Annotated in this window: 15 protein-coding genes and 1 pseudogene; all 16 read left to right on the top strand. The window is 36.7% G+C overall.

Annotated features, from left to right (window positions below; all coding sequences use genetic code 11):
• Positions 1 to 1,139: pseudogene (locus AC0TN7_RS09385) on the top strand (RHS repeat domain-containing protein); the annotation flags it as partial.
• Positions 1,139 to 2,140 carry a hypothetical protein gene (locus tag AC0TN7_RS09380; protein WP_473702101.1) on the top strand — a complete coding sequence of 334 codons (1,002 nt, stop codon included), beginning with the start codon at positions 1,139 to 1,141 and terminating at the stop codon, positions 2,138 to 2,140. The pseudogene AC0TN7_RS09385 and the gene AC0TN7_RS09380, both read left to right, overlap by 1 nt.
• Positions 2,141 to 2,674: 534 nt before the next feature.
• Complete coding sequence (locus tag AC0TN7_RS09375) at positions 2,675 to 2,950, top strand: hypothetical protein (protein ID WP_473702100.1); 276 nt, start codon at positions 2,675 to 2,677, stop codon at positions 2,948 to 2,950.
• Between the two features lie 381 nt (positions 2,951 to 3,331).
• On the top strand, positions 3,332 to 3,802 hold the full coding sequence (locus AC0TN7_RS09370) for a hypothetical protein (protein ID WP_473702099.1): 471 nt from the start codon (positions 3,332 to 3,334) through the stop codon (positions 3,800 to 3,802).
• A gap of 92 nt (positions 3,803 to 3,894) precedes the next feature.
• On the top strand, positions 3,895 to 4,338 hold the full coding sequence (locus AC0TN7_RS09365) for a DUF6386 family protein (protein ID WP_473702105.1): 444 nt from the start codon (positions 3,895 to 3,897) through the stop codon (positions 4,336 to 4,338).
• A 336-nt stretch (positions 4,339 to 4,674) separates the two neighbouring features.
• Positions 4,675 to 4,827, top strand: a complete 153-nt coding sequence (locus tag AC0TN7_RS09360; RefSeq protein WP_290093171.1) for a hypothetical protein — start codon at positions 4,675 to 4,677, stop codon at positions 4,825 to 4,827.
• 240 nt (positions 4,828 to 5,067) lie between these two features.
• Positions 5,068 to 5,424 (top strand): hypothetical protein, encoded by a 357-nt coding sequence (locus tag AC0TN7_RS09355; RefSeq protein WP_473702098.1) that lies wholly within the window; start codon positions 5,068 to 5,070, stop codon positions 5,422 to 5,424.
• A 224-nt stretch (positions 5,425 to 5,648) separates the two neighbouring features.
• Positions 5,649 to 6,005 (top strand): SMI1/KNR4 family protein, encoded by a 357-nt coding sequence (locus tag AC0TN7_RS09350; protein WP_024907051.1) that lies wholly within the window; start codon positions 5,649 to 5,651, stop codon positions 6,003 to 6,005.
• Between the two features lie 551 nt (positions 6,006 to 6,556).
• Positions 6,557 to 6,988, top strand: a complete 432-nt coding sequence (locus AC0TN7_RS09345) for an immunity 26/phosphotriesterase HocA family protein (RefSeq protein WP_024907053.1) — start codon at positions 6,557 to 6,559, stop codon at positions 6,986 to 6,988.
• Between the two features lie 103 nt (positions 6,989 to 7,091).
• Positions 7,092 to 7,574 carry an SMI1/KNR4 family protein gene (locus tag AC0TN7_RS09340; RefSeq protein ID WP_023292200.1) on the top strand — a complete coding sequence of 161 codons (483 nt, stop codon included), beginning with the start codon at positions 7,092 to 7,094 and terminating at the stop codon, positions 7,572 to 7,574.
• Positions 7,575 to 7,638: 64 nt separating this feature from the next.
• Entirely contained in the window at positions 7,639 to 7,959 is a 321-nt protein-coding gene (locus AC0TN7_RS09335; protein WP_071994458.1) for a hypothetical protein, read from the top strand.
• 630 nt (positions 7,960 to 8,589) lie between these two features.
• Positions 8,590 to 9,072, top strand: coding sequence for a competence protein ComJ (gene comJ, locus AC0TN7_RS09330; protein WP_048990650.1), 483 nt, complete (start codon positions 8,590 to 8,592; stop codon positions 9,070 to 9,072).
• A 411-nt stretch (positions 9,073 to 9,483) separates the two neighbouring features.
• Positions 9,484 to 9,888, top strand: a complete 405-nt coding sequence (locus AC0TN7_RS09325) for a hypothetical protein (RefSeq protein ID WP_024907056.1) — start codon at positions 9,484 to 9,486, stop codon at positions 9,886 to 9,888.
• 173 nt (positions 9,889 to 10,061) lie between these two features.
• On the top strand, positions 10,062 to 10,307 hold the full coding sequence (locus AC0TN7_RS09320; RefSeq protein ID WP_024907057.1) for a hypothetical protein: 246 nt from the start codon (positions 10,062 to 10,064) through the stop codon (positions 10,305 to 10,307).
• Positions 10,308 to 10,451: 144 nt separating this feature from the next.
• A complete protein-coding gene (locus tag AC0TN7_RS09315) occupies positions 10,452 to 10,862 on the top strand; it encodes a hypothetical protein (protein ID WP_463726783.1) in 411 nt (136 codons plus the stop codon).
• Positions 10,863 to 10,960: 98 nt separating this feature from the next.
• The gene (locus tag AC0TN7_RS09310; protein WP_473702097.1) at positions 10,961 to 11,437 is read left to right on the top strand and encodes a hypothetical protein; all 477 of its coding nucleotides are present in this window, start codon (positions 10,961 to 10,963) and stop codon (positions 11,435 to 11,437) included.
• The last annotated feature ends 26 nt before the right edge of the window (positions 11,438 to 11,463 follow it).

The raw sequence follows: 11,463 nt of genomic DNA, 5'->3' as shown, positions 1-11,463 counted from the left end.
CGCCGCCTGGAGTACGATTATCGCAATAACCTGGTGCGGGAAGAACGGGACGATAACCCGTTTAACTGGAACCGCTGGCAGTACGACAGCGCCGGGGCCTGCTCGCTCAGGACGGCTCGCTGCCCGGTCAGGAGCAGTGGCGCTGGGATGCGGCTGGTAATCCGTTAGAGGGCGCTGGAAAGAAGATTGCCCATAACCGGGTCACGCAACTGAACGGTATTCAGTGGCGTTATGACATCCACGGCCGTACCGTAGAGAAGGATAACGGCCAGATCCGCTGGCACTACCGGTACGACGGCGAACACCGCCTGACGGAGGTTATCAGCCAGCCGCGGGATCGCAACAGGCCGCAGATGCAGGTCAGCTTCCGCTACGACCCGCTCGGACCACGCATCAGCAAAATGCGACGCCAAATGCAAGGCGGACAGCTAACCGGCAAGCCGGTTTGTCTGGGAAGGGTTCCGTCTGCTGCAGGAGCTGCACGGAGACGTGCCTCTGACCTATGTCTACAGCGACCAGGACAGCTACGACCCGCTGGCGCGAATTGACGGCGTGGAAGCGCCGGGGATCTTCTGGTTCCACTGCCAGTCCAACGGCACGCCAGAGCGGATGACGGATATCGAAGGGCAGGTGCGCTGGGAAGGGGTGAACAGCGCCTGGGGCAAGCTGTTGCGGGAAAGCGAGACGCAGGGATCAGGATATTCCCAGAACCTGCGGATGCAGGGTCAACACCTGCATTGTGAGATGGTTGCACGACAATCTGTTCCGGTATTACGACCCGGACTGCGGACGGTTTACGCAGAAGGACCCGATAGGGCTGGCGGGGGAGATAAATCTTTACCTGTATGGTGCAAATAGTCTTACGCGAATAGACCTTCTGGGATTAAAACAAGAGGAAGTTATACGCTATACGAGTAAAGATGAAGCGATTGCATCAGCTTCTGAGCGTGGTGGTAAAGGTGGATTGGTCCCAAATAATCGAGGTGATAAAGCCATATGGGTTAATCATGATAGCCGACCAGGATTTAACCCTGGATAAAAATATCCTTCCTCGTTTTAATGATAAAATCACTTCATTCCAGATTGAAAAGAAAGATGCTAAAGGTAATTGGAAGAAATGTGGTAAGAGGATTACGTAATGATTTTTGAAATGTTTATACATAAAATTGAACACTTCACTAATGCGAGAGCAGAGATTGAAAGTTTTGGAAAATATATCTATGTTCAGGATGAACCGGACCTATTCCCCGTTTGTTTTAAAAAAGAAAATGGGAAGCATGTAGAGTTGAGTCGTTGGCAAACTTGCTTTCCTAAAGTTATGTTTCAGCGTGCGTTAAACAAGTTAGGCCTAAGTGAAGATGGTAAGTATGCATTTGAAGTTTTCCTTTCTCGATTAGGTTATCTTTTTCAAATAGATAACCGACAGCGTATAGATAAAGATATCTTTATCTTGTTTTATATCTATCAACTGTTTTCTTTAAAAGATAACGAAGAAGATTACGCTATAAAAGCAAAATGCTTTTTTTTAAGATTTTTGTGTTTTGAAATGGGCATGGATGATGACTCTTATAATTTGCTATGCATTACTAAAGATGGGATTTGTATAAATACTTCTCAGCATGGTAATGTCTCAATATTGTCTTTGCTTGAGCAATTTTATGTACAATTTGAAAAAAAGAAAAACTTTGAAGATATTAAGTCTGTAAAACATTATCAATTATCAGTGCTGAATTTTTTGTTTGTTGCGAACAACGATAGAAGTTCCCTGTCTTTTAATGATAAAAACTGCTACCTTTGCGATCCTGATAGTTTTATTAATACTTATGAGAAATCTAAAAAAACAATTTATAGAGCCTTGGAACATTGTTTTGACAAGTATCAATCCACGAAGAATTTACTAATATCAAATTTCATTCTAATGAATTATTCGTATTATATTGTTAGAAATAATTTGGCTGATCTCAAAACTTTAAGAAGACATGTTTCTTCAGATATGTTTAGACAAATAATTTCCTCAATAGTGTACAGAGTTTTTTTTGTGAATGAAGACGAGATATTTAAGGTGGTTGGCAATGAATATGACATCAGCCTTGAAAAAAATGAAGGTCGAATGCTTTTTAATTTAATATATTCGATTTAAGGCATTAATGTTAGATCACTGTCGGGGGGCATTAGGTTTTGAATGTTCAAACCGCTGTAGAGCCCTCGATTCTTGAAGGCCAAACCATGGCAGGACAATAGATTTACGGTTTGCTCGTTGTAAGTTGAAAACTTGGTATCTCTCATACCGTGCCTTGGCGGATGCCTCTATTAATCGTGCGGATTATTTTCTTAACCAGAGGATTCTTTATTGGAAAAAATAATTTGTTATTTCCGCCAAATATTACGGATAATTCATTTGGGAAAAGGGTCATTTTGTAACTTTTAAAAATATCTACATGAGCGAGGCAAATGTATTCTCCTTTAAAGTCCCTAAGCGGATGGCGGATTTAAAAGAAGAAAGTGCAATACCTCAGGTTGGTTATCGTACTAATCCGTTACATCAAGAGGGATTAATTCCTAAGCGTGTGGATCCGACAACGCCAGTTAGATCGTATGAATTACCATCAATATGGGCAGAATGGCTTGACGAAGTAGCGATTCCAGTCTCGGGGAGTGTAAAATAGGTTATTATATGAATATTAATAAAGATGAAGAACTCCTTGTGATAATAAAGAACGAAGGAAGATTTTATTGGTTCGTGGCCTTTAAAGAAATGTGGGTTTTAGACAGAGCAAAATGGGTAGAAGATTTTGTGAGAAGTGGGATGGAAATAAACCTACAGGATATTCATAAGGAAAGATATAACATACCAGTTGTAAATGAAGAAAACGCAAAGATATTCATTGATGGTTTAATTAAAGATGCTTATTTATATAATAAGGATGATATAGCTGAGGGATTTTTATAATAGGCTTTCGCAAAAAACCACCTGGTGGGATATATATGATCTAATGCCAGATTTGTTTATAGACTTTGATAATAAAAGACTATATTCCCAATATGTCGAAAGTATGCATTATCACAAATATGTTCCTGATGATTGGCAAGGTGAACTTGTAGATTTCTGCAGTGATGGATCGTTACCTCAAGATGAAATGTTATGGATAAAAAATGAGACAGATCATAGGAGCATTGTAATCACTAAAGGGTAAAAATATATTTCCAACATACCATTTTTTTTGAGTGTGCAATGGTAGATGCATCATGTTAATCTTTAACCATTGCGCTGAATTGTGAAGGAGATGGAATTTACTATAATTTAATTCTTTTTCCGAATGGATGGGTGTAAATGATTGATTTTGATGCTGATATTTTATCAGGGAGAGCGCTAGGTAACGTGTTTTTGGGTGAAAATATAAGTAAATATATGAATGAGTTATATACCGGGTTTAAGGTAAATTACTTTGATTATTTTTTGCCTGATTATGAGAAAAGGCTTGCATATATTGTAGATGACACTATCACAATCGCTACCCTTGAAGATGGAACGATCATTTCGATTGGTTGTAATGTAAGCTATAAGGGGAGGTATAATAACATATTACAACCAGGTCAAACGATGAGGCAAATAATCGACTTGACTAATAAACAACGCATTTTTAATGGTTTCATTATTATAAATGACGACTTTGGTTTTTCATTTGAGTTGCCAGCGCCTTATGATGAAATCGCAGATAGCATTGCACATGTTCCACTGGATCTCGTTCTTAATGAAATCCGTGTAGCTGATTACTCTGACTGGAATCCTCAAAAAATATAACGCTGAAATGTGAGTTGGGATTGATACTACAGATTATAACTTGACATAATAGTGTTTTTAATTATTTCATAAAAGATTAAGTATTGAAAATTATGCATGCAATAATACATTTCCAAACAAATACAGCAACAATTGTGATTTATGATTTAATGTCACTAAAACATAGACTTAACGATGATGTAGATTGGTGGAGCCTTCCAGAAGATGAAGTTGAAGAAATAAATAAAGGTAATGTGTTATTTCTCAATCTTGGAGATGATGGAACCTATAAAGTCCATATTAAAAGAGATGTTGATGAATGTACCGGGTCGCTATTTTTAAACGTACCTTCTGGAAAGGTTTTCATTGGGGCGGGAGAAGATGTCACTGGCGGAGATCTTGAGCTTGACGACTCAGATGCCATTTCAGGTGAGTTTATTACTTTAGAACCTGGTAGTTACGAAGTTAAATATAAAAAGCAAGATTCAAATATTCTAATTTCCTTTGCAAAAGCAACGATTACTGAAAACTCATTAGAAGAGGGAGTTTATCTTTGAATGAAAAAATAGAATAATACAAGTAGTTCATCACATAGTCATTTTTAACAATTTTCTTTTTCCTTCTGCACGCACCTTGCTTGCTTTTTTGCACTTTGCTTACTCTTAACCTCCATAATCGGTCATTATACTCGTGACGAATAACCCCAACCTCAGGATAGCCCCCGTAGTTGCTGACCACCCGCAGCGAGTACGACCTCCTCGGGCTTCTGCATCGCCGGGATGTTTTACCCGCCAACGATCCGCCAGGTGCTGGGCGGACAGCCCGCCGGTAAGCTGGTGACCACCTGATTTGTCCGGGAAGGGTTCAGCCTGCTGAAGGAACTGCATGGAGACGTGACGCTGACCTACGTCTACACTGATTTGAGAGATATAGTTTTGCGAGGTAACACAGGACTTGATGCTCATCAAGCGGGGCAAAAAGCTACTATGAAAGATCTTGTAGAAGGTTATGACCCTAAAACTGGCCCGTCAATTTTAGTACCTTAAGAAAGCCATACTATATCAAAAGAAGGTGTCGGTATTGTTTCACGAAGAAAATTAATCCTTCAACTGGCTAACCATTTGCTAATGCGAGGGAACTGCTTGCTAGAGACATCTTAGAATTAAGGCGAGTTTATCAAGACATTGCAAACAGCGTTCTTCAGGAATTAATCGCAAAAAATAAAGCAATGTATCCTGAAATGAGAAAATCAAAACCTAAAGGTAAAAGTAATTGTAGGAGATAATGTGAATAAAGATGAGTTAGTTGTGAGATCATTACTTGCCGAGCTTTTAGGCGATACGCTAAATTATTATATTGATAATCTATCTGATTTATCCAAGTCAAATGGTGATGAAGATCCTTATTCGCGGGCAAGAAGTGTAATTCATAAACTATCCCCAGAAGAACAGGAGGAAATTTTCAATTTCCTTAGGTTGGTCATTGTAGATACAACTTCTACTGTTCTCGGAACAATCGATGGTTCACGTTTCCCTCCAAATATTGATGGGGATTTTAAACTTGAATATGACAGCGATGAAATACAAGGCTCCTTACAAGATGAATTAATTTCAAGATCTGAAGAGCTTGGTGTTTATAAATAAAGATTCTATCAATCTTTAACCATTGCGCTGAATATATAGAACATTGATAAGAAAAATTGGTTTTTTATTTCATTTTTTAATATGCAATTAATGGCTGGTTAGTTTCAGGAAAGAAACAATAATTGCCCTTATTAATAATTACAACTAATTTCTCAATAAATGCGAACCTAATGGAGATAATATTTATCTCAATATAGGATTTATTCATTTATAGGTAAGCCGATATGGAAAAGCAAGATTTAATTGATCAGTTAAATGAAGTTGAAAAGATTATACACATGTCCTTACCTTCTGAATATAAGCGCTTTATGATTGAGAACGTCAAAGATAGCTACTCTTATGAAATTCAACGAGCAAATGGTGGCCAGCTTTATGTTTTCAATTGTTTTGACTTGCTTGAAAGAAATAATACATACACAATTCAATCGGTGGAGCCTGACGTTTTATTGATTGGTCAAGATGGTGATTTGGGATACTTTTTGAATTTGCGTAAAGGTACTGATGAGATTTATTCTTTAGATCTTGGAGCGTTAGGAAGTCTGGACATGGATAAAGAAAGTAATAGCATATTTAGGCTATAATGTTTGATTTATTAATCATCTAGTTCAGAACATTGAAAAATCCTCGTCAAATCGTGAATTTTTTTCAAAACAAATCAAATAGTAAAAAGTAGTTTATCAAATCGCAATTTTTAATGATATAATCTTCCCCTTCCACACCCGCGATCCACCGCTGGTCTCTCTGCCTGGATTACGATTGCCGCAATAACCTGGTGTGGAAAGAGCGGGACGATAACCCTTCACGATGAAAAGAATATTATCTATGGAGGACGTGGGGAAGCTCCAGCTCGTTTGAATAGCCATGCGAATACACCGGGTAAATCACATTTGCAACAGTTGATTATGTTTGATAATAATTTGACCAAAGCGGAAATTAAATTCCTGGTACAAAGGATTATGGTTCTTAATGGTGGAGCTAAGTCAGTGATCTCCTTAAAAAATCTCATAAATAAAATCAGATCATTTAGTCCTTATAACCTAAATGCTAGCACATAGGATATTGCGGGTCATAACAGTGATTGGGGTGGAAAAGTATTGAAAGATGCGTTATCAATTCTGAAAGGTAATAGCTTATGAAAGTAAAATACAAAGAGGGTGACATCTTTGTCATTCCGATGAGTAATGGGAAATTTGCGATTTGCCAGATTGTATTTGCTCCAAAAGAAAAGTTTAAGCAAGCAATAGGTTTCTGCATTTTATCAATACAGAATACGGAGGAGCTTGAAGATAACAGTTCACTGAGACCTTTATCTTTTGAAAAGTTTGGCAAAGAGATGAAGGTTGTTTTCACTGGCAATCAGAATATTAGCAAAGGCATTTGGAAAATTATTGGCCACGCTAATCTTACTGAAGAAAAAAAAGAATTAAAAATATTTAATTATGCTGGCGGCTTATATGATGGGGAGGACGAAATCAGGCGTTTATCTGTTGCTGAATATCCAAATTACACAACAATGGGGGTTTCAGGCTTTGAGCTTGTCGACAATGTTCTGATAAATATTTGATCATCAGGGGAGGCGGGCTTCCTAAGCTAATTTTCATACAGCAACAGCTCATAAACACCTTAAATAAATTCGCGATTTTTTTGATCATCTGGCCAAATAATATATGAATCATTTCAGTAACTGTGAAAAAAAGATTGGACGTGCAGATATTGCTAAAAATGAAGAAGAATTATCTATTATTCTTCCTGATGATTTCATTTCACATTATCTGCAATTTAATGGTGGCACTCCTGAGAAAAGTTGGTGGGCCGATGATGAAGATTTTGAACCAGTAGAGGTGGCTGGGTTTAAACCGTTTATTTATAATAGTCAGACAAATGATGACCCTAGATCTTTAATTGATGGTTGCTATGTCAGCATGTTGGATAGGCAAGTGATCCCAAAAAACCTTTTTCCCTTCGCAAATGATTGGGGAGGGAATTTCTTCTGTCTGGATTTAGATAATTACTCAATTGTATACTTTGCTACAGATTCTTTTGATGAGTATTTGACTATGCAAGAGAATCATATAAAACTTCAAAGATATCTGACAAATTCATTTTCCATCTTTGTTAATGGATTGGTAACAGAAGAAGATCTTTCATAAGAAGCCATTGAATGTTAGCAATATATTCACTACAATTAATAAGGGTAAATGTAAATTGAATAAGATGCCAGATAATTCAATTGTTGTTATTGATGTGGCTGGGACTAGTATAAAAATACGTGTTTTGGGAAGTGGTTTAATTAAAAAAATGCAGGCGATAGGTTTTTCATTAAAAGATGAGTTTATGGTTATACCTGTAATTGACGAACAGAATAAACAAAGAATAATAAGACTGTTAGTTGACGAAGGTGCTCTTTTTTTATTTGGACATGGTTGGTATCCATCTGAAGTAATAGAGTATTATAAAGAACAAAACATCAAATTTGGTAAATATAAAATTATTTACTGGAGTAATAGAAATACATACCATATAGAGGAGAGATAATCCCTCATAAAATAAATTCTGAAGAGCACTAATCAACCATTCAGATAATCTTCAAAGTACAGGAAGAAAAAATACTTTTGTTTTACCGGCTGAAGGCGTTTTTTTACTTAAAATTGAAAAAGTCAAAGGAAGTAAATGTTGTCTGTAGCTTCACAGTTCATACCCTGAATACGACCAGGGTCGTGTTCAACAGCTGCATGCTGAAAATAGAGTTATTAATTACGACAAGATTGATATTTTCTCAGAGGAACTATGATAAATTTGCAATCTTATAATGAAGCATTGGATTTTCTGGAATTATTTTTTCAAAAATATATTCTTGATTATAATTGCCTCCAGGATATGCAATCTATTTTAGAGGGTTGTCGAAAAGAAAAAACGGTTTCTATTCGATCTATAGACTCATGCTTTATGGTATATAGACGAAAGACTCAAGATTATAGAGTCATTGCTCATGAGGAACAGGAGATATGGAGGCAGTTGTTCAATATATGGCAATAAATTTTTATAATCAAAACTGGCAAGAGATGACGGATATCAAAGAGCAGTAATTGTGGTGCATGTTGTAATATTGGTAACATTTTTATCAGAGCAGTCAGGTGTAACGAGAATAAAAATCGAGGTAAGGTAATGAACAATAAAAACATACAAATAGTTAATCTACTGATTTCGCATAGTCAAATATTGTTACGATCCCGAGACTATGATGAGAAACTGAGTCAGTGGGGGAAAGGAAATATTTCACAAGGTGCTGTACTTCATAAGGATTATGTCATATTTGATCCATTGCCAGATGATGCATTTGGCGCAAACGTGAATATTAAAGTAGAACAATCTTTCAATTTAGATGATAATTCTCAGCGCTGCATCGTTGTGCCATTTTTTGTTACGGAACAACATAAATTACAAGTCGCTTCAGCAACTGAAAAATTTGATTTAAGCTTAGGATTAAATGATAAAACTTATTCACTGTTTTATGAAGTTTGTGAAGGAGATGAAATTTATTATAATTTCACGCTCGTACCGACAAAAGAAACTGTTGCAGCTAAGTTTTTGCTAGACGATCCCTGGGGTGGAATAAAAAATCATCCTCTTAAAGAAGGTGTTTTTTAAATTTAAAGCTAACCAAAGAAGATTAATTTATAAAGAATCAGACGTAAAGAAGGCGATCATTATGTCGCCATCTTTAACGATGCAATTTTTCCCTTCCGCACGCAGGGCTGTTGAGCGCACGCGATGAATTCTACCGTCTCGATCGCTCATTGCCGCGTATTGACGGCGATGATGCACCGGCAGGGTTGCACGACAATCAGTTCCGGTATTTTTTGAACTGGCCGATTACTCTGAGGTACAGAAATGAAGAGAGATGACAGCGCGGTCGCGTGGATCAGATATAGACACTGCACTTTCAATAGACTCCTTCACAAGGTGACTCGTGGTCGTGGGAGTCTTCTTTTGACGCATGAAGGAACATGAAATCATTCTGAAAGAACTTCTAAGAGGCTACGTTGAGGCGAATTTACCATGATAAATGATGATGACCTTATTGAGTATGCGCGAGAAAAAATTCCGGATGAATATAGTTCTTCTCTAAATAAAAAGAATAATCTTCAATGTGCATCATTTATAAACAATACTCAAGATGAGTTGCGAATAATGAAAGCGCATAAAAATAATACAAAACTTACAGGGTTGAAGGTAGAAGGTCTTGATGAATTAATTATTGCTCTTGAAAACTATGATGAAGAAACTGTCTTAGTAATTAATATCCTAACTAAGTCATTTTCCTTTAAAATTTATTCAGATAAAAACAATGCTCTACTGGGTGTTATAATCCTAAAATTAAAAAAGAAAACCAACGAAGAAATTCGATTTGGGCGAGATGTTCTTGGCATTACGACTCCTCCTCCTGACATAGAAAATGATTAGTTTTTATTGCTTAAACAGGTGTACAAACCAACCAGAATCTCCATGCGTAGCGTTCCAGTATCAATTAACGCTTGCATACATGACTCCTTTGTTAAATGGAAACACTGTTTTAGGCGCAACCAAAAGTTGGATGTACTAAAATAAATCGAAATAAGAGCTCAGAGAAGCCTGTCATGAATTACGATTCATATAACGAAGTACTCGATTACCTCATTGTTTTTTTCAACGAAAGAGTGAATTCATCAATTTATTTAGAAAAAATAATGACTTTGATTGAAGGATCTCGCTCTGAAAAAACGGTGATGATAAGAGCTATTTATGAAACATACATGCAGTATGTAAAACAAAATAAAGATGGCATAAAAGTTATCGCTGGGGAAAAAGAAATGTGGATTGACTTATTGCACCATTGGCAATAAGACTTTATTGCTATGTGGATATTATTGTAAATGTTATAACAAATGTGATTTTACACGGAAAATTATCGTCATATAGTTGTTATCATGTTAAGTCGACTATATCATTAAGATCTTGTTAGACAGTCAAAAGTAAAGCAGGGGAACATGATTGAATTCAATTTAAATCCGATTACCGGTGATCTGACATTTGATGATCTTCCTTTGGGAATTGATACTGAAGAAGGATTTTGTAAGAGTGGATTATACCACGAATTAAACAAGCGAAAAGCTGTAAATAAAACCATGCCGAATCACTACCTTGTTGACTCAGTAGCGTTTTTCGACAAAGAATTTCAAGTTACTATACGCCCGTTGTGCTATGGTTTTCCTTTTATGCTTCATCTTGTTGATAAAAACAGTCAGTATTATAACGCATTAAATGACTGGAATGCGCGAGCTAATATTCACATGCTAAATGAATCAGTGAAAAGCTTATCTGATTGGCTAAAAGAATCACTCAATCTGGACACGCCTGATACCACGGAAACAGACATGATTAGGTGGCGCTTTGAATAGGGGCGGGTTTCTGTCTCATATGAGATAAAATCATTTAATCACGGGATATATTTAACCTGGAATATAATGTAGTCACTTCCAGACAAGGTGGTTTAGATATGTTAGAAATGAATTTTGATGTTAATAGTGGCTTTGTGGCTATTAACAATTACCCCCTCGAGTTAAAGGATGTTGAGACTTTTAAAAACTCCGAATTTTTCATGTTATTCTCTCCGTTGAATACAATAGGCTCTTATTATTTCTCTATTGATAATATCGATTGGAAAGATCAAACTTTCATATTAGAACTGAGGCCTTCTGTGTTTTCTTTTTCTCCTTGCATATTCCTTACCAGTAAGAATGGGAATTTTTATAAAACTTTATGGGATTGGGATAAAAGAGCCAATTTGCGTAATTTATCTGAAGAAGAACAGCGCTTGACAGCATGGGTTGATAGTGAAATAACCTCACGCCCTAAACTTAAAATTAGTACGCCTCCATACGGAACTCAGTGGCATCATGAGTGGGGAAGCATTATTGTACAGTCTAATGAGAAAAGCTTCGACTGTGGAATTTATATCGAATGGAATGTTTGACTGAATGACATTATTGATTAATAAAA

The organism is Enterobacter sp. PL_is511, assembly GCF_055816065.1.
The sequence above is the reverse complement of the archived record's forward strand: the minus strand, read 5'-3'. Positions and strand labels throughout refer to the sequence as shown.

What these genes read in the sequence shown, in the direction of transcription:
- AC0TN7_RS09380 (WP_473702101.1), top strand. Translation starts at nt 1,139, where the DNA reads ATGATTTTTGAAATGTTTATACATAAAATTGAACACTTCACTAATGCG.
- AC0TN7_RS09375 (WP_473702100.1), top strand. Translation starts at nt 2,675, where the DNA reads ATGAATATTAATAAAGATGAAGAACTCCTTGTGATAATAAAGAACGAA.
- AC0TN7_RS09370 (WP_473702099.1), top strand. Translation starts at nt 3,332, where the DNA reads ATGATTGATTTTGATGCTGATATTTTATCAGGGAGAGCGCTAGGTAAC.
- AC0TN7_RS09365 (WP_473702105.1), top strand. Translation starts at nt 3,895, where the DNA reads ATGCATGCAATAATACATTTCCAAACAAATACAGCAACAATTGTGATT.
- AC0TN7_RS09350 (WP_024907051.1), top strand. Translation starts at nt 5,649, where the DNA reads ATGGAAAAGCAAGATTTAATTGATCAGTTAAATGAAGTTGAAAAGATT.
- AC0TN7_RS09345 (WP_024907053.1), top strand. Translation starts at nt 6,557, where the DNA reads ATGAAAGTAAAATACAAAGAGGGTGACATCTTTGTCATTCCGATGAGT.
- AC0TN7_RS09340 (WP_023292200.1), top strand. Translation starts at nt 7,092, where the DNA reads ATGAATCATTTCAGTAACTGTGAAAAAAAGATTGGACGTGCAGATATT.
- AC0TN7_RS09335 (WP_071994458.1), top strand. Translation starts at nt 7,639, where the DNA reads ATGCCAGATAATTCAATTGTTGTTATTGATGTGGCTGGGACTAGTATA.
- comJ (WP_048990650.1), top strand. Translation starts at nt 8,590, where the DNA reads ATGAACAATAAAAACATACAAATAGTTAATCTACTGATTTCGCATAGT.
- AC0TN7_RS09325 (WP_024907056.1), top strand. Translation starts at nt 9,484, where the DNA reads ATGATAAATGATGATGACCTTATTGAGTATGCGCGAGAAAAAATTCCG.
- AC0TN7_RS09320 (WP_024907057.1), top strand. Translation starts at nt 10,062, where the DNA reads ATGAATTACGATTCATATAACGAAGTACTCGATTACCTCATTGTTTTT.
- AC0TN7_RS09315 (WP_463726783.1), top strand. Translation starts at nt 10,452, where the DNA reads ATGATTGAATTCAATTTAAATCCGATTACCGGTGATCTGACATTTGAT.
- AC0TN7_RS09310 (WP_473702097.1), top strand. Translation starts at nt 10,961, where the DNA reads ATGTTAGAAATGAATTTTGATGTTAATAGTGGCTTTGTGGCTATTAAC.